At 62.5% G+C, this 17,890-nt stretch carries 16 protein-coding genes and 1 tRNA gene; 14 read left to right on the top strand and 3 right to left on the bottom strand.

Going from position 1 to position 17,890, the window contains the following annotated elements:
* The first annotated feature begins 25 nt into the window (after nucleotides 1-25).
* The 6 genes from ACWF6P_RS23025 to ACWF6P_RS23000 all read left to right on the top strand — a co-directional run bounded on the left by ACWF6P_RS23025 (nucleotide 26) and on the right by ACWF6P_RS23000 (nucleotide 4,696).
* Nucleotides 26-838 carry a lytic transglycosylase domain-containing protein gene (locus ACWF6P_RS23025; protein ID WP_452622639.1) on the top strand — a complete coding sequence of 271 codons (813 nt, stop codon included), beginning with the start codon at nucleotides 26-28 and terminating at the stop codon, nucleotides 836-838.
* Between the two features lie 213 nt (nucleotides 839-1,051).
* Nucleotides 1,052-2,338, top strand: a complete 1,287-nt coding sequence (eno, locus tag ACWF6P_RS23020; RefSeq protein WP_347874312.1) for a phosphopyruvate hydratase — start codon at nucleotides 1,052-1,054, stop codon at nucleotides 2,336-2,338.
* A 20-nt stretch (nucleotides 2,339-2,358) separates the two neighbouring features.
* A complete protein-coding gene (locus ACWF6P_RS23015) occupies nucleotides 2,359-3,084 on the top strand; it encodes an FtsB family cell division protein (protein WP_452622638.1) in 726 nt (241 codons plus the stop codon).
* Complete coding sequence (locus tag ACWF6P_RS23010) at nucleotides 3,081-3,626, top strand: DUF501 domain-containing protein (RefSeq protein ID WP_214885201.1); 546 nt, start codon at nucleotides 3,081-3,083, stop codon at nucleotides 3,624-3,626. Before ACWF6P_RS23015 ends, ACWF6P_RS23010 begins: the two co-directional genes overlap by 4 nt.
* Complete coding sequence (locus ACWF6P_RS23005; protein WP_452622637.1) at nucleotides 3,623-4,588, top strand: Ppx/GppA phosphatase family protein; 966 nt, start codon at nucleotides 3,623-3,625, stop codon at nucleotides 4,586-4,588. The genes ACWF6P_RS23010 and ACWF6P_RS23005 overlap by 4 nt, the downstream gene beginning before the upstream one ends.
* A 34-nt stretch (nucleotides 4,589-4,622) precedes the next feature.
* Nucleotides 4,623-4,696: transfer RNA gene (locus tag ACWF6P_RS23000), tRNA-Leu, on the top strand.
* A gap of 99 nt (nucleotides 4,697-4,795) precedes the next feature.
* On the opposite strand, the gene ACWF6P_RS22995 is transcribed toward ACWF6P_RS23000, so the two are convergent.
* The 3 genes from ACWF6P_RS22995 to ACWF6P_RS22985 form a co-directional block, all read right to left on the bottom strand.
* On the bottom strand, nucleotides 4,796-5,482 hold the full coding sequence (locus tag ACWF6P_RS22995; protein WP_007728826.1) for a hypothetical protein: 687 nt from the start codon (nucleotides 5,480-5,482) through the stop codon (nucleotides 4,796-4,798).
* 548 nt (nucleotides 5,483-6,030) lie between these two features.
* Nucleotides 6,031-6,225, bottom strand: a complete 195-nt coding sequence (locus ACWF6P_RS22990; RefSeq protein WP_452622636.1) for a hypothetical protein — start codon at nucleotides 6,223-6,225, stop codon at nucleotides 6,031-6,033.
* A gap of 289 nt (nucleotides 6,226-6,514) precedes the next feature.
* Nucleotides 6,515-7,192, bottom strand: coding sequence for a TerD family protein (locus ACWF6P_RS22985; RefSeq protein WP_378446521.1), 678 nt, complete (start codon nucleotides 7,190-7,192; stop codon nucleotides 6,515-6,517).
* 380 nt (nucleotides 7,193-7,572) lie between these two features.
* Here ACWF6P_RS22985 and ACWF6P_RS22980 point away from each other — a divergent pair, with 380 nt between their 5' ends.
* From ACWF6P_RS22980 to ACWF6P_RS22945, 8 genes are all read left to right on the top strand, one after another.
* On the top strand, nucleotides 7,573-9,795 hold the full coding sequence (locus ACWF6P_RS22980; RefSeq protein WP_452622635.1) for a putative bifunctional diguanylate cyclase/phosphodiesterase: 2,223 nt from the start codon (nucleotides 7,573-7,575) through the stop codon (nucleotides 9,793-9,795).
* Entirely contained in the window at nucleotides 9,788-12,193 is a 2,406-nt protein-coding gene (locus tag ACWF6P_RS22975; RefSeq protein WP_452622634.1) for a putative bifunctional diguanylate cyclase/phosphodiesterase, read from the top strand. Before ACWF6P_RS22980 ends, ACWF6P_RS22975 begins: the two co-directional genes overlap by 8 nt.
* Before the next feature lie 46 nt (nucleotides 12,194-12,239).
* The gene (locus ACWF6P_RS22970; protein WP_378446524.1) at nucleotides 12,240-13,091 is read left to right on the top strand and encodes an SDR family NAD(P)-dependent oxidoreductase; all 852 of its coding nucleotides are present in this window, start codon (nucleotides 12,240-12,242) and stop codon (nucleotides 13,089-13,091) included.
* A gap of 3 nt (nucleotides 13,092-13,094) precedes the next feature.
* Nucleotides 13,095-14,000, top strand: coding sequence for a TIGR03619 family F420-dependent LLM class oxidoreductase (locus ACWF6P_RS22965; protein WP_452622633.1), 906 nt, complete (start codon nucleotides 13,095-13,097; stop codon nucleotides 13,998-14,000).
* 68 nt (nucleotides 14,001-14,068) lie between these two features.
* Nucleotides 14,069-14,755, top strand: coding sequence for a nitroreductase (locus tag ACWF6P_RS22960; RefSeq protein WP_378446526.1), 687 nt, complete (start codon nucleotides 14,069-14,071; stop codon nucleotides 14,753-14,755).
* A 56-nt stretch (nucleotides 14,756-14,811) separates the two neighbouring features.
* Nucleotides 14,812-15,948: a class I SAM-dependent methyltransferase gene (locus ACWF6P_RS22955; RefSeq protein WP_452622632.1), complete on the top strand. Its 1,137-nt coding sequence runs from the start codon at nucleotides 14,812-14,814 to the stop codon at nucleotides 15,946-15,948.
* A gap of 194 nt (nucleotides 15,949-16,142) precedes the next feature.
* Complete coding sequence (locus ACWF6P_RS22950; RefSeq protein WP_452622631.1) at nucleotides 16,143-16,991, top strand: Bax inhibitor-1/YccA family protein; 849 nt, start codon at nucleotides 16,143-16,145, stop codon at nucleotides 16,989-16,991.
* Between the two features lie 121 nt (nucleotides 16,992-17,112).
* Nucleotides 17,113-17,868, top strand: a complete 756-nt coding sequence (locus ACWF6P_RS22945; protein WP_452622630.1) for an enoyl-CoA hydratase/isomerase family protein — start codon at nucleotides 17,113-17,115, stop codon at nucleotides 17,866-17,868.
* Nucleotides 17,869-17,890 lie beyond the last annotated feature (22 nt).

The raw sequence follows: 17,890 nt of genomic DNA, 5'->3' as shown, positions 1-17,890 counted from the left end.
CCTGTACTTTTACTGTTCTTTACCAATGGATCCGGGAGTAGTTCGCTCGCATGTGGATGATGGAAGGGTGTACCGAACCCCCGCTGCCCGCAGAAGTCCCCGGCGTCTTTCGAGAGCCGTCGCCGCAGTAGCTGCCGGAACAGCTTTGCTGGGCGTTGGCGCCGTGGCGTGTGGATCGAACGAACCGAAAGTGGCCATTCCCGAGGGCATACCCCCAGGTAGCGGCTCTCCGACACCGCCGATCGACATCAACGCTCCCGGCCGCAGTGCCGATCAACTTGCCGATTGGGCGGCGGGATTGTCCGACGACATCGGGATCGGTACCACTGCGCTCGAGGCATACGGGTATGCCGCTGCGGTCATGGCCGAGACGCTCCCCGGCTGCGGAATCGGGTGGACAACTCTGGCCGGTATCGGCAGCGTCGAGAGCCGCCACGGGACCTACGACGGTTCGTCGGTCGACGCGTTGGGTCAGGTGGCCCCGATCATTCGGGGAATCCCTCTCGACGGTGGCCCGGGAGTTGCCGAGATCCCCGACACCGACGGCGGTGCGATGGACGGCGATCCCGTGCACGACCGTGCCATGGGGCCCATGCAGTTCATCCCTGAGACGTGGCTCAAATGGGGTGTCGACGCCAATGGCGACGGCCGCGTGGACCCGGACAACATCGACGACGCCGCCCTCACCGCTGCCCGCTACCTGTGCGCACGCGGGGGAGACCTCACTACGGCTGCCGGTTGGCAGCAGGCGTTAATGGCGTACAACCTCTCGGGCGACTATCTCGCGCTGGTCCGTGATCGTGCGTCGGCATATTCAGTCGGGGTTCGGCCGGACTGACGGTGATCGACCGCAGGTCGGGGCCATGACCGCGCGTCGATAAAGAAGCCTTCGGCCGGTGCGGTTAGGCTGTGTGCTGGCACTACAGAGGTGCTGGCACTGCAGAGGCCCAGCCGCGATCGTGGTCCTCTTTCGACCGGAGGGGTCGGAGCCCAAGTGTCAAGCACGCAGTGCGTGCCCCAATGCGAAGCCCATTCGAAGGAGAACCACACAGTGGCCAGTATTGAGCAGGTCGGAGCTCGCGAGATCCTTGATTCCCGTGGCAACCCCACGGTTGAGGTCGAGGTTCTGCTCGAAGACGGAAGTTTCGCCAGGGCTGCGGTGCCGTCCGGCGCTTCGACCGGTGAGCACGAAGCCGTCGAACTGCGCGACGGTGGCGCGCGCTACGGCGGCAAGGGCGTCGAGAAGGCCGTAGAGGCTGTGCTCGGCGAGATCGCTCCTGCCATCATCGGCATCGACGCGACCGAGCAGCGCACGGTCGACCAGGCGCTGCTCGACGCAGACGGCACCCCGGACAAGTCCCGCCTCGGCGCAAACGCTTTGCTCGGTGCCTCGCTTGCCGTCGCTCGCGCCGCTGCCGAGTCCTCGGGCCTGGAGCTGTTCCGTTACGTCGGTGGCCCCAACGCTCACGTACTCCCCGTCCCGATGATGAACATCCTCAACGGTGGCGCACACGCCGACACCGGTGTCGACGTCCAGGAATTCATGGTTGCGCCCATCGGCGCACCGAGCTTCAAGGAATCGCTGCGCTGGGGCACCGAGGTCTACCACTCCCTGAAGTCGGTTCTCAAGGAGAAGGGCCTCTCCACCGGTCTCGGTGACGAAGGCGGATTCGCTCCGGACGTCGCGGGTACCAAGGAAGCACTCGACCTCATCACGATCGCCGTGAACAAGACCGGCCTCAAGCTGGGCACCGACGTCGCGCTCGCTCTCGACGTCGCCGCCACAGAGTTCTACACCGACGGCACCGGCTACAAGTTCGAGGGCAAGAACCGCACGGCGGCCGAGATGGCGGCGTTCTACGCCGACCTCATCGACGCATACCCGCTCGTCTCCATCGAGGATCCGCTCGACGAAGACGACTGGGACGGCTGGGTTGCGCTCACCGATCAGATCGGCAACAAGATCCAGCTCGTCGGCGACGACCTTTTCGTCACCAACCCCGAGCGTCTCGAAGAAGGCATCGTCAAGGGCGCGGCCAACGCACTCCTGGTGAAGGTCAACCAGATCGGCACCCTGACCGAGACCCTCGACGCTGTCGATCTCGCTCACCGCAACGGTTACAAGACGATGATGAGCCACCGGTCCGGCGAGACCGAGGACACCACCATCGCCGACCTCGCAGTTGCCGTCGGCAGCGGCCAGATCAAGACCGGTGCTCCGGCCCGCAGCGAGCGCGTTGCCAAGTACAACCAGCTGCTGCGTATCGAGGAGAACCTCGGCGATGCAGCACGTTACGCCGGCGAGGTTGCGTTCCCGCGCTTCGCTTTCGAGGCCTGACGGAAATCTAAGATTCAGTAGTGTCTGCACAGCGCGGTAAGCCACGATCCCCCGGCGGAAGTCCGGGGGGTCGTGGTTCCCGTCGTGGAGACACACCGTCTCGTACGCGTCGCGACAGCGCCCGACGCCCACGGGCGTCGGAACCTTCGGTAGATCCGGCAGCAGTTGATTCCGCTGTGACAGACCCCGCGCAGTCGGGGGCCTCGACAGAGAAGGCGTCGGCACGCGGGTCGAAGTCGGCTCGAGGGAAGAGCGGAACCAACAAGTTCTGGTCTCGGCTTCCCAAGTCGGACAACACCATTTTCGGGTTGTCCACCAGCCGGGCTGTGGTGCTCGCGATGGTTGTACTCATGTTGGCGCTGACACTGGCTGTGCCGCTGCGTACTTACATCAGCCAGCGATCGGACGCCGCGCAGGTGGCGGCCGAACGTCAGGTGCTCGAGGAAGAGCTGCGAAAGCTGCAAGGGCAGAACGCACGCTTCGACGACCCTGCGTACATCGAAGCTCTTGCACGAGAACGCCTTCGGTACGTCAAACCGGGCGAGACCCCGTTTCAGGTTCAGCTTCCCGGTGACTACAAGGAGCCGGAGAAGAAGCAGGAAAAGGAAACACCGCTGACAGGTCCGTGGTATCGCGATCTGTGGCAAACGATTTCGGAACCGCCAGTGGTTCCCGAGACGACGACACCGGCCCCGATGCCGTTGGCGCCGATAGAGCCAGAAGAACAAGGAGTACCCACCGGGTGAGCAACACGTCCGAAAATTCCCCACAGGTTTCACAGGCGGACCTCGACGCCGTTGCCGCTCAATTGGGCCGTGAGCCACGCGGAGTGATCGAGATCGCGTACCGCAGCCCGGACGGTCAGCCGGGCGTCGTCAAGACTGCCCCCAAACTTCCGGACGGAACACCGTTCCCGACGTTGTACTACCTCACCGACCCGCGACTGACGGCCGAAGCGAGCCGTCAGGAATCCGCCGGCGTCATGCGTGAGATGACCGAACGTCTGACGCAGGATCCCGAACTTGCCGCGGCTTACCGCCGGGCGTACGAGTCGTACCTCGCCGAGCGTGACGCGATCGAATCTCTCGGTACCGACTTTGCCGGTGGTGGGATGCCGGATCGCGTCAAGTGCCTGCACGTGCTGATGGCGCATTCGCTTGCCAAGGGTCCCGGCGTGAATCCGCTCGGTGACGAGTCCGTGGCGTTGGCCGGTCACGGAAAGCTCCGCGGCACTGCAATTCCCGCGGACTGGCCTGGCATCGACGATGCCGACAACACCGACCAGTGACTCGCCGTGTTGCCGCAGTTGATTGTGGTACCAACTCCATTCGACTGCTGATCGCCGACGTCGGAGCTGACGGTCGTCTGGTGGATGTCCGACGCGAGATGCGAGTCGTGCGACTCGGTCAAGGCGTTGATGCAACAGGGGCGTTCGCGCCCGAGGCCATCGAACGCACCAGGGTTGCGCTCGTCGAGTACGCGTCGATGATCGCCGACGCCGGAGCAACCGCCGTTCGCATGGTCGCCACCTCGGCTACTCGCGACGCTGCGAATCGGGAAGACTTCTTCACGATGACGCAGGACGTGCTCGGTGCGGTGATTCCCGGATCCGGAGCGGAGGTGATCACCGGCGACGAAGAGGCACGTCTCTCGTTCAGCGGTGCTGTGGGAGAACTCGATCCGTCGGAGGGCCCCTTCGTGGTGGTAGATCTCGGCGGCGGATCCACTGAAGTTGTCCTCGGCGAGGCGTCCGGGGTCCAAGCTGCGTACTCCACCGACATCGGCTGTGTGCGCGTCACGGAGCGGTGCTTACCGTCGGATCCGCCTACGGCAGAGCAGGTTTCCGAGGCGACGGCTTTTGCGACCGCGAAACTGGCCGAGGCGTTCGAGGCCGTACCCGTCGAGAAGGCGCACACGTGGGTGGGTGTCGCTGGAACCATGACGACGCTGGCCGCGATCGCGCAGGATCTTCCGGAGTACGACGCCGAGAAGGTGCACCTGTCGAGGATTCCGTTCAAGCAACTGTTCGACGTGTGTGAGCGTCTCATTGCCATGCCTCGGGTTGATCGTGCTGCCTTCGGTCCGATGCATCCGGGGCGGGTGGACGTCATCGGCGGCGGAGCAATCATCACCACGGTGCTGGCTCAGACCTTCGAGGCCAAGGCCGGGATCACCGAACTGATTGTCAGCGAACACGACATCCTCGACGGCATCGCGATGTCGATAGCGCAGCCCGACCCGATAGTCTGATCCCTGCCGCGCCCGACCAGTCGGGTGCGTCAAGGCCCCCATAGCCCAATTGGCAGAGGCAACGGACTTAAAATCCGTCAAGTGTCGGTTCGAGTCCGACTGGGGGCACAAAGAAAGTCCAACGCTCGGTGGGACTTCGAAAAACCCCGCCCGTCCTCATTCGGACGGGCGGGGTTTTTCGTGGAGCAACGACTGCCCATCAAGTGGCTACTGAGCCCAGACGGTCGTCCCTGCAGGAGCATTCAGCGTGTTGACGAGATCGATGCCGGCCACGACTGCCGCGCCGCCGCCGCCGAGGATCGTTCCGGCGACACCGCCGATGCCGGCTCCTGTCGCGAGACCACCCAAGCACAGTGCCGCGGCGACGGGGAGTCCGACGATGGTCAAGCCCAGCGGAGCGCCGACAGCGCAACCGATTCCGGCGCCGACGATGGTGCCGAGCAGGCTGCCGACCTGAGTGCCGAGTCCGAGTTGACTCTGGAAGTGAGCAATCGCCCGATCATTCTCCTCGGGCGAGGCGACGGGCGTCCATTCCTTCGCCGCAGGCGCACTCTCGGGCCGAGGGGTGGCCTTCGCCGAATCGGTGATCGGTGTCAGCGTGAGGGTCTTACCGTCTTCACTGATCGTGCGATCGAAGGGAAACTGCAGATCCCCGAGGTTGTATGCGAGAGGCAGGGAAACCAGATCGGCTCCCTTGCTGTCCTGCAAGACAACGGACTTGCCGTCGCCGGACACCTTGAACAGCCCGGCGTCGATGGTGGTGACGATTGACTTGTCGACGACCTTCGCTTCGTAGTTCACGTCGGTCGACGGATCAGCTGATGCGATCCCTGTTGATGCTCCGACTGCAGCGACCGCTAGAGCAGTCACCGCCGCCTTCTTGAAGAAACCCATAGTTCAACCCCGTGTTCGCCTGCGTGTGCTCGCAGAAACTCGACAACTTCGGACATTGGTAAACCCCCGACAAAGCCTTCGTATTAAAGCAGACCGAAGTGACAGAAGGGATAGTTGCGCTCGGGCCGACCGGAAGCGGCCGGTGTAGTCGAATGTGCCCTTTGCAGTACCAGGTTATCGAACATGTGTGCGAAAATGTGGAGATGCGGTTGACCGAGCGATCCCCGGACCGCTGCCCGAATGGACACCGACTCACGGCGAATACGTGCCTTGTCGGCTGGGAGGTGTGTGGGTGCGCCTCAACCGAGAACGGCGGGCATCGGACTCACTACTGCCGACGCTGCGGTGAGACCGTCCGGACGCCGGAGTGTGTCGGCGTGGATCCGCAGAAAAGTCGATGGAGTTGAAGGGGTGCCCTACCTGCTTGGGTGGGGCAACCAGGCAGGGCAGTGGTTGGCCGTCCCTCTCAATACCGACCTACGGCGAACCATTGGCGTTGAAGGTACCCACACTTCGTGATGCGCGCCACTTACGTACCAGTACCTTCGTTAGTCGAGGTCAGCGGTGGCGACGATGGAAGTCGCCGGCGTCCCCGCGGGGACGTGGTTCATGGAGAAATCGCGGTCCCGGTCAGGGTTGACGACGCTCGCCAGTAAAAGCATCGCGGCGACAAAGAGAACTCCTGCGGCGAGGTAGGCAATTCTCACGGGCAGGCGCGGGCGTCGATCTGAATTCGTGGACATTCACGTTCTCCATCGGTGCAAGTTGGACGAACGCTTAGTTTAACGATCAACTAATGGAAGGGCGCGAACAGTGACGCAAGATACGAAAAGACCCTCGATCTCGGGGGAAATCGAGGGCCTTTCCGGTCGAACGTCGGCGTCGCCAAGCACATAGCGTCACCGACCCACTATCGGTGTCGAGCGTGACCCCTCATGTCCGACCCCACTTCTCGACACTATCCAGTAATTTGCGACATTGGGGACGATTCGGACTTTGTCATTCGGATGGCGGACACACCGGCCGCGACACCTACTTTCGTCCGGCTGCCCATTTCATTCCCCAGTTGTATGCCCGATCAAGATCGGACTGGCTGCCGTTGACGTACTGCACTTCGCGGGTCACCGTCACGCCTTGACCTGAACTTTGGATGAGCGCGATCGCGCACAGTCGCTCCTGGTTGCTGGCGGAGTCGAGTCGCACTTCCACCTCCGGTCCGTTGGTGGGATACAGGGTGACGACGCCGTCCACGGCCGCCCAGTTGGGAGCGCCGTCGTAGATCATCGCGAAGATGAGGATTCGCCGGAAAGCGCTGGGGTCACCGAGATTGACGTGCATGTTCTCGCCGCCGGTGTTCGCACCACTGCGGTCGTCGCCATCGAGGGAGATGTACGGCGGGGAAGTCAGCGAACCGAAACTGTTGCCCAAGGCCTGGACTACTCCTTTGGACCCGTCGGCGAGTTCGTAGAGGCAACCGAGATCCAGGTCGACCGCGCCGGAACCTGCGCCGGCGAGCTTGGCGAGGAAACCGGTCTTCTTCGCCGGCGCTCCCTGTGACCAGTTGAGGTTCACGCGCATATTGCCTTGTCGTTCACCCGCCTTCGCGAGGTTGACCGTCGGCGCTGATTTGGTGAGCGTGATCTTGCTCAGGCTGACCGGTGCCTGCGACGGTGTGGACTCGCCGGAACGTCGGGTGTAGTCGATTGCCATCGTGATAGTCCTTGTCTGAACTCGAATGAGTCCGATCGTGTTACCCGTCGAGGAATTTCCACCGACGTGATCGGCGATCTCCGGCCATTGTCCCTCATATCCGAATTTCAACCTGAGGACACGCAACTCGCTGCGCCAACCACCGGGCAGACCAGCAGTTTGCTGATTACTGTGTCTGTGGGCGGACCTCACTCCGAAAAAGGTCGGACGTACTGGTTGACACGCCAGTGTCCATTTACGGGAGAATTGCTCAGTCGGACGTTCGGTTCGAATTGCGCCGTGGGAGTGGGAGGTAAGTGATGTCAGTCCTCTCGCGTCTACAACCGCGCCCGAGAGAAAGACTGACTCCCGCGCAACGCGATGACGTAACGCGTGAACAGATGGCCGTCACCTTCGGCGTGCTGCCATGGGCCGCAGCTGTCCACCTGGTCGTCACACTCGGGTTGGCGTTGTACGTGATTCCACCGGACAGCGGACTGTTACCGAGCCTGTGGCCCTTCCTGTCCGGGGTGATCGGGTTGGTGGGGATGTGCGTCGGGCTCGCCATTCATTTCAACCTGATAACGCCCACCTACCGGATGTCCTACGCGTTTCTCATCGTCGAATTTGCCGTCGTCGGGATCCTGTATTCCTCGCTCGCCCTGGTCCTGTACCCGATCCTGGACGATTCCGGCGATCTGATCCTGATAGTGGTCACCACATCCATCACCGGGGCCGGAGCCGTGGCCACCGCGATGTTGCGGGTGGTGGGGCTCACCTGGGTGCTGTCCAATCTCGTCATCCTCGGGGTGGCATTTTGGCTTCAACCTGGACCCGAGTTCGAGCGAATACTCATTGGAATGATCGCCTACGGAGCCGCTCTGATCGGCGGCACGATAGTGGTCTCGGGCAATCTGGAATCGCGTTACCGAGCTGAGCTGAGCGCAGCGTCGGAACGATCGGTCGTGCAGATGCTTCTCGAAGATTTCGAAGGCAACGCCGGGGACTTCGTATGGGAAACGGACCAGAAAGGAAAGTTCAACCGAATCCCGACGCGGCTCGCGGTCGAAGCGGGGTTGGACTCCACCGAGCTGCAAGGAACGGCGTGGCAGGACCTGTTCATGGAGTTGGGCACGTTGCGGATCCCGGGCGGAATCGATGCGCTCATGGAGTTGCAGCATGCCCGCCACACGAAAACTGCATTCGTCGACGTCCTCGTTCCTGTCCGAGTACACGGTGAAATCCGGTGGTGGCAGGTGTCCGGACGGCCCCGGCCCGGCCGCACACCCGACGAGTTCGTCTGGCGAGGAGTCGGTTCCGACGTCACCGAGGTGAAACTGCAGAGCGACGAAATCGTGCGGATGGGGCGGGTGGACGCACTCACCGGAATGCCGAATCGGCACAGCTTCTGGACCGAGTTGGAACGTCTGCTGCGCGATCCGCACACAGGCGAAAGCGGTCTCGCGTTGGCCATGCTCGACCTCGACAACTTCAAATCGGTCAACGACACACTGGGACACACGGTTGGCGACGCGGTTCTGCGGGAGGTCGCGGATCGCCTGTCCGAAGCCGGCGGGGTGTCACAGTTGTTCGCACGCTTGGGCGGCGACGAGTTCGCGATTCTTTTCACCGATGTCGGTGACAGTTCGCACGTGCGAACTCTGCTCGGCCGCTACATCGAAGCACTCCATGAGCCGATCACAGTGGCAGGTACGCGGTTGGAGATCGGGTGCAGCATCGGGTACTACCGCCCTGACACTCTCCCGGCCTCCGCCGACGAGTTGATGGGCGCAGCGGATTTGGCGTTGTTCGCCGCGAAGGAATCCGGGCGTGGCGCTGTACGCGAATATCGAGACTCGATGAAGTCCGTGGCAGATCGGCGTGCCCGCCTTCTCGAGGATCTGGGGAACACTGTGTCCGACAAGGACCTCGAACTCGAACTGCTTCCCCGGATCGACGTCGTCTCCCGCGAGATCGTGGCTGTGGAGGTTCGTGTGATCTGGCACAACGCCCGGTTGGGGGCTGTGACGTCCGCAGAATTCATGAGCGTCGCCGACGACACAGGTTTGGCGTACTCGCTCGGGACAACAGTTTTCGAGCTGGCCTGCGCGGCGGCGTCACGCCTACCTGATCACTTGCGGGTAGCAGTCGCGGTATCGACGCGTCAGCTCGAATCGGAGTTTTTTGTCGACTCGATAGGGGATTCGCTTCGACGATCAGGTGCCAGTGCAGACCAACTCGAACTCCAACTCAACGAATCCTCGGCGATCACCGACGAGTCCAGGGCGGCGTTGCACGCCATCGCGGAAATGGGGGTGTCGCTGACGGTGGACGAGTTCGGCGCCGGATTCTCCTCCCTTGCATCACTGTCCAGCCTTCCTTTCACGAGAGTCCGGATCGAACGCTCCATCTCCGGTGCGGCGCCCGGCGGCCGGCCGATTCTCGAAGCTGTCGTGGATCTGGTCGGCGCCCTGGGAATGGAAGTCGTCGTGTCGGGAGTGGACAGTGAGGAGGACCTGAAGTCCGTGGCCGCGGCAGGGGTGCGGACTGTCCAGGGATACGCCGCCGGCGGAGTCATGTCGGTCGACGAGGTTGCACTGGTGACAGCAGGCCATCATGGATGATCCGGCAGCACTCCGTAGGCGTCGTGTCGAGACGTCGGTGCGCAAGCTCGGTCGAAGCGGCTCGGAACAACACCTCTCGGATTACGATCGCCGTCGTCTACTCGATCGACGGCTGCGGTTCACCGCGCGGGTTCTTCCGTGGTCGTTTCTGACCGCAGCTGTTGCGTTGTCAGTGATCGTGGTGCTCTTGCCGGTGGATGCCGGATGGTTCAGCTTCGCCTGGTCGAGTGTCATGCTGTTGTCGAGCGCCGGATTCAGTGTTTATTGGCTGCGGCGCGCGCGTCTCGGCGTCTCCGAGTCGCAGACTACCGAATTGGTGGTGCTCACAGTCGAAATCGTTGTCTGGGGACTGCTCCTGGCATGCTTGGCTCTCGTTCTCTTCCCGATGCTCGACCCTGGTGACGAATTGGTGCTGAGCTCGACCTTGATCGGCGGGATCGCGGTCGGCGTATTTCCCACGATGATGTTTCGCGGAATCACTGTCGTCTGGATCAGCCTGGTCGGGGCCGGTCTGGTCGGCGCGTTTTGGACGGAACCAGGCACGTCGCGTTACGTACTGATCGGGGTACTGGTCATCTTTCTGGGTTCGCTCTACAGCGGAACATTGCTGTTGGCCAACCTTTTCGAGAGACGGCTACGTGCCGAGCTCGTCGCCGAGGACGAACGTGATCTCGTGGAATTGTTGCTCAACGATCTCGAAGACGGTGCTCAGGATTGGCTCTGGGAGACCGATTCGCGCGGTATCGCCAGTACCGTGTCGTATCGATTCGCCGAGCAGGTCGGTTTACCGGCAGCGAAGATCCGCGGCCGCACCATGCACGAGATTCTGATCGGGATCGGCGCGTCCCGAACAGACGCGGGCAGGAAGTCCCTAGCTCTCCTCGCTGCGAATTTTGAAGCAGGGACGGCATTTCGGGACCTCACACTGCAGGTCGTTGTGCGGGGCGACACTCGCTGGTGGTCGATGTCAGGTCACCCAGGCAGCGGCGAGCGGTCGGACTACGGATGGCGCGGTGTCGGATCCGATATCACACACTCCTATCACCAGCGTCAAAACATCCTGAGACTGGCGGAGGTCGATTCGCTGACCGGGCTCAGAAATCGGTACAGCTTCAACGCTCAACTGTCTTCGCGGCTTCGGGACGGGCGCAGAGTGTGGTTGGCGATCTTGGATCTGGACAACTTCAAGTCGATCAACGACCGGTTGGGCCATCACGTCGGAGACGACGTGCTTCGTGATGTAGCGAGCAGACTGCACAGCGTTCTGCGATCGAACGAGATCTGTGGCCGACTGGGGGGTGACGAGTTTGCCATCGCCTTCGACGACATCGCCTTCGACGACATCGCCCTCGGGGATACCGGGAATGCAGACGAGGTGGAGGAGCGATTCCAAACAATTCTCGACGCATTCGAACGACCATTTTCACTGGTCGGCAATCAGATTCGCATTCGCGCGAGTCTGGGCTACGGCTCTATGCCCGACGACGCCGACAGCCTCGAAGACCTGGTGATTGTTGCCGACCTCGCGCTGTACCACGCAAAAGAGAGCGGTCGGAACCAGATCCGCGCCTTCGATGCGACTTTGCGCGATCGTGCGACCGGTAGGGCCAGGGCACTGTTGGATCTTCGTCGCGCGTTGATCGACGAAGAGTTCGAGTTGGTCTATCAACCGCAGGTTTCGGCCGCGACCGGAGTTGTCGTCGGGTTCGAGGCTTTGCTGCGGTGGAACCATCCGACTTCAGGTCTCGTCTCGCCGGGAGACTTCATTTCGGTCGCCGAGGAAACTGGCTTGATCGTGCCAATTGGTGCAGGCGTTTTGCGGGCTGCCTGCACGGCAGCGACAACGTGGCCGGAGGACATTCGGGTTGCCGTCAATGTTTCTCAGGTGCAACTGCGTTCGAGTCGATACGTCGAGTCGGTGCGCCGGACACTGAACGAAGTGAACCTCGACCCCAGCCGACTCGAGATCGAGGTGACCGAATCGCTCGTCATCGACGACGCCGACCGAGACGTGTTGGTACAGCTGTCGGCGCTCGGAATCGCCATTGCGATGGACGACTTCGGCACAGGGTTCTCCTCGGTTGCCAGCTTGGCCCGCCTGCCACTCGATCGGTTGAAGATCGACCGGGCGTTCGTCGCACCACTGGACGCGGATCCCTCGAGTTCGAGATTCGCTGTCCTGCGAGCCGTCATTGCGATTGCCAAATCTCTCGGGCTGGACACCGTCGCCGAAGGGGTGGAGACGGAGAGGCAGCGCGCGGTAGTGACCGAGTGCGGATGCGACGTGATCCAGGGGTACCTGGAGGGAGTGCCGATACGGGCAGCCGAGATTCCGGACTATTTGAACCGGCGACTCGGCGGTCCGAGCAGGCGGGGTGTAGCGGCTACCACTGAGTGAGAACTTAGTGCCCGTCTTGCGAATCGATGTGTGACGGTACGCCCAAGTGATTCACATCGAACTGCAGAAGGGTGTCTTCGTGGAGGTCGGATCGGCATACTCCCCAGGGCCGATGTTGGTGGGTAAGAAGGCAGTGGTCACAGGCGGCTCCCAGGGAATCGGAGCAGCGATAGCTCGAGCATTCGCATCGCACGGCGCGTCAGTTCTGGTTGTCGACGTGGCTCCGCTGAACGAGAGCGAATTCGACTCCGCTGCAGGTGGTTCGATCAAACATCTCGAGTGCGACGTGCGGGCGCCGGAAGTCCCCGTCGCGTTGACCGAGTTCGCACCAGATGTCCTGGTGAACAATGTGGGGCATTTCCTGAATCCGCCGACAGCGTTCACCGGAACTGATCCGGGTTTCTGGTCCGAGGCCGGCAACATCAATTTCGATCACGTCGTGCGTCTGACCCATGCCCTGCTTCCCGGCATGATCGACCGCGGTTCGGGTGGATCGATCGTGAACCTGACGACGGTGGAGGCGCATCGAGCAATCCCGGGCCACACGATGTACTCGGCATACAAGGCGGCACTCACACAGTTCACCAGAAGTCTTGGTGTGGAGATCGGTCGAACCGGAGTGCGCGTCAACGCGATTGCCCCGGATCTGATCGAGTCGGTGCAGGTGCCGTACCGCAAGATCGTTTCTGCGGACGACTGGGACAAGTGGCCGGGGTGGGCGCCGTTGGGTGGACCAGGCCAGCCGGTCGACATTGCCGGTCCCGCACTGTTCCTGGCTTCCGACCTGGCGAGATACATCACCGGAACTGTCATCCACGTCGACGGCGGCTCGCACGCTGCTGGTGGCTGGTTCCCCACAGAAGAGGGTGGCTGGACCAACCGGCCCCGAAAGGCTTGACACATGACAACTTTCAGTCTCAATGTTCCCAATTTCGGCACTACTCTCGCGGAGGACTCCTACGGAAAACTCGTCCAGGTCTGTCAGAGCGCGGAAGCTGCCGGCTTCGACCGGGTCCTCGTGACCGATCACGTGGTGATGGGCTCGGACAACTCGGCATACACGTGGTCGGCGTTTCCCACCGAGCCTGACGCCAACTGGCTCGAACCGCTGACCGTCCTGGCTTTTGTTGCCGGACAGACACAAACGATTCGCCTGGGTACCGGAATCGTCATCGCCGCACTGCGCGGGGGAGCGGTACTGGCCAAAACTGCCGCGACACTCGACCTGCTCTCCGGCGGCCGCCTCGACCTGGGCGTCGGAACCGGTTGGCAGGAACGCGAATACGAAGCTGCCGGCATGGACTTCGGCAAACGAGGACCCCTGCTCGACGACGCTCTCGCGGTGTGCCGGGCCCTGTGGAGTTCGGCGCCCGCGAGCATCGACACTCCTCGACTGAAATTCGACGACGTGTACTGCGCACCTCGGCCGTCCGCAGGAATCCCGATCTGGGTGTCGGGTTCGCTCTCCAAAGCGGTCGTACGACGCGTCGCAACTTGGGGTGACGGGTGGATTCCGATCATGGGCGCCGTCGACGACGACCTACGTGTTGGGATCAACGTCATCGGCAAGGCAATGGCAGATCTCGGACGCGATCCGGCGGAACTGCAGGTTCGTGGGCGATTGACCGTCGTTCGCGGGTCTGACGGCTCGATCGACCTCCCGGCGACGATGCTCGGCGCCGAACAGTTGCTCGAATCCGGAGCTACCGACGTGCTGGTCGCGCTGGCAGCGGTTGATCCCGACCCGGATGCGGCGATGGAGGAGTTCGGCGAGCTGGTGGCGGCCTTCGCAAAGGTGACCCGCTGACCATCGCGTCGAGGCGGTAGTTCTATCGTGCGAAGTGTTGTTGTGCAGCCTGATCGAGGAGAGAACACATGACCGAGAGCATCGTCGTGGATACGAGCCTGGAAGCCTTGCTCGATGCCCGGATCAGCTGCCGCGCTTACGAGGACCGTCAGGTGCCGCGTGAGGTGATCGAGGAGATCCTTCGGTTGGCGCAGAAGACGCCGTCGTGGTGCAACACGCAACCGTGGCAGGTCGCGATCACGGAAGGGGAGGGCACCGAACGATTCCGCGCCGGCCTCGGTGAGTACGTGATCGCCAACGCCCAGGAGTCGGACTTCGAGTTCCCCCGCCAATACCAGGGCATCTACAAGTCGCGTCGGTTCGACTGCGCGATGGCGCTCTATTCGAGCGTCGGAATCGAGCACGGTGACCGCGCCGGTTCCGCGGCACAGACGATGAAGAACTTCGAGCTCTTCGGCGCTCCCCACGTCGCGATCATCACCACCGACGAGGCATTGGGCACCTACGGCGCCGTCGATTGCGGGTTGTACGTGAACAGCTTCCTGCTCGCGGCCCAGAGTCTGGGTGTGGCCACCATTCCGCAGGCGGCACTCGCAGGTAGCTCCAAGTTCATTCACGAGCACTTCGGCATCGACGACACTCGCAAGGTCGTATGCGCTATCTCGTTCGGATACCCAGATACCGACCACCCGGTGAACGGATTCCGCACCGAACGCGAAACCGTCGACAACGTCGTGCAGTGGATGTCGAACTGATCACCTGCTGGTCGGGGGATTGAGTGTTGCGTAGTTCCACCTGAAAGACTGGTGGCATGTCCGACACACCCGAACTGTTCGATCGTCTGCGCCGATTCCCCGATGTCGAGGCACCCAATCTCTTTGCCGTCGACGCGGCCGATCGTCTGATCCTCGACGAGGCCGCCGATGCTCTTGCCGCGGCACCGGCGGGCACCGTCGTCGTGATCGGCGATCACTACGGTGCGCTGACCGCCGGTGTTGCGCTCGTTCACGGAATCGCCGGCGTGCGGGTTCACCAGGATCCGCTCACCGGAGAGTTGGCCCTCGCGAACAATGCGCGCGAACTCGGTTTCAGTGACGCCTTCACCTCCCACGGACTGGACGAGGAGTTGCTCAGCGGCGCCCGCGTCGTGCTCATGCAATTGCCGCGTAGTCTCGCCGAACTCGCCGAGATCGCTCAACTGATCGCACTCCATGCCGACCCGGCAGTACGGGTCTTCGCCGGTGGGCGTGACAAGCACATCACCCCGGCGATGAACAAGGTTCTCGGCGAATCGTTTTCCGACGTCAGCGCCTCACGTGGGCGTCAGAAGTCGCGCGTACTCAAGGCTTCGGAACCCAAGGCCGATGTTGCGATCACGTTCCCGTTGACCGAACGTCTCGACGAGTTCGATCTCGACGTCGTTGCTCACGGCACAGTGTTCGCCGGTGCGAGCCTGGACATCGGCACCCGGCTGTTGCTGGAGAACCTCGGCAAGATAGCGGTCGACCCGTTGAGCGATGTGGTCGATCTGGGTTGTGGCAGCGGCATTCTCGCGACGGCGATCGCACGCAAGTTCCCGGACGTGCACGTGATCGCGACGGATCAGTCCTCGGCAGCCGTCGCTTCGGCACTGGCGACCGCGTCCGCAAACGGCGTCGGCGATCGGGTGAGCGGTCTGCGCGACGACGCGATGAGCTCGCTGCCCGACGCGAGCACGGATCTGGTTCTGTTGAACCCGCCGTTCCATGTCGGCGCGGCGGTTCACACCGGTGGAGCGCTCAAGATGTTCGAAGCCGCCGGTCGCGTCCTGCGCCCCGGCGGGGAGCTGTGGACTGTCCATAACGCGCATCTGGGCTACCGCGAACCGTTGAAAGCCGCGGTGGGTCCCAGTGAGGCGATGGCGAAGAACGCGAAGTTCATCGTGATGAAGTCGATCAAACCGTCCTAGTATCGAAAAGGGACGAGTGTCGAAGACTGTTGACCTTCCGGAAACGCGCCGGGAACTACAACGGATGCTTCGACGTTGTAAATTACGAGTGCTTTACTTTTAGTTAGGTACACGGACCGTGTCGGAAACTCGGATCCGTCCGGCGAACCCGCGACGCACCCGTCGTAGGCCACCACGATGAAGGGATGATCACGGTGCGCACCACCAGCAACCCGGTGTTCCGCAATCTGCCCAAGCAAGAGGGCAACGGATACGCCTCGTTCGGATCTGCGACGGCGGGCGCCTCGCAGGCAACCCAGCAGTTCGGTCAGCCGCAGTACGCTCCGGCTGAGCCGTACCAGACCGGTCCCACCTCGCGGGCCATGACGATCGACGACGTCGTCACCAAGACGGGCATCACGCTCGGTGTGCTGACCATCTCGGCATTGGTGTCGTACTTCCTGGTCAACAACAACGCCGACCTCGCAGCCCCGCTGGTCATCGGCGGTGGACTGGTCGGCTTCGTTCTGGTTCTGGTCGCCACGTTCGGCCGCAAGATGGACAATCCGGCAATCGTGTTGGCCTACGCCGCGGCTGAGGGTTTGTTCCTCGGTGCGCTGTCGTTCATGTTCACCTTCCAGCTCCAAGGCGCTGACGCATCGATGCTGATTGCGCAGGCGGTTCTCGGAACGTTCGGCGTGTTCTTCGGCATGCTGGTGGTCTACAAGACCGGCGCGATTCGCGTGACCCCGCGTCTGACGCGAATGATCATCGGTGCACTCATCGGTGTTGTCGTTCTGGCGCTCGGCAACCTCGTCGCCGGCTTCTTTACCGAGGGTGGACTGGGGCTGCGTGACGGCGGAACGATTGCCATCATCTTCAGCCTCGTCTGCATCGGCATCGCGGCCTTCAGCTTCCTGCTCGACTTCGACGCCGCTGATCAGCTGATCCGCGCGCAGGCTCCGGAGAAGGCAGCCTGGGGCGTTGCATTCGGCCTCACCGTCACCTTGGTCTGGCTGTACGTCGAGATCCTGCGTCTGCTGAGCTACTTCAACAACGACTAGTTCTCGAGTCGTTCCAGAACACCAAAGAAGGGCCCCGCGAGGGGCCCTTCTTTTGTCGTCTGTGGGCGATTACGGTGCATTGATACCTAGCAAGTGCTTGGTTTGGATGAAGGATGCGCAAATGTCGACAAACACCACCGATCCCTTGCTGGTCGCGGATGCCGGAGCAGTGCGAACGCTGACCTTCAACAATCCGAGCCGCCTGAACGCTTTCAATGCGGCCGGCTTTCGAGCGTTGACCAAGGCGCTCGACGACGTGGCGTCGGACGATTCCGTGGCCGTGGTGATCGTAGAGGGCGCAGGCAAGGCATTTTCCAGTGGTGTCGACCTACGCGCACTGGCCGAACCCGGCACGGACAATGCCGACTTCGGCGACGCATTCGCGCCGCTGATCGTTGCGCTGGTGGAGTTTCCGAAGCCCTTGATCGCCGCGGTGCACGGCGCCGCCGTCGGCATCGGCCTGACCATGCTGCTCTACTGCGACGTCGTCTACGTTGCCGAGAACGCACGCTTGCGGGCGCCGTTCACATCGCTGGGCACGGCGCCCGAAGCGGCCAGTAGTTGGTTGCTGCCCAAGGTGATCGGAACACAGCGCGCTGCCGAGCTGATCCTGTCGTCCCGGTGGCTCAGCGGCATCGAGGCGGCTGACTACGGCTTGGCGACCGCAGCCGTGCCTGCCGACGAGGTACATGCGCGCGCACGCGAGAGTGCCGAGCAGATTGCCGCCAACGTCGGACCGGCAGTCCTGGCCGCCAAACGACTGCTCCGTCATGGTTGGGCGGAAGAGGCTCGCGCCGCCGTGCAGCGTGAGGACGACGCCGCGCGAGAGTTGATTCGTGAGTTGGGGAGTTTTGCTCGGAAATTCACCACAACATGAAAGCGGCCGCCCGGCAGAAGCT

The sequence above is a fragment of the Rhodococcus sp. NPDC055024 genome, assembly GCF_053608585.1.
Note: the sequence above shows the minus strand (reverse complement) of the source record. Positions and strands in the feature narration are given on the sequence as shown.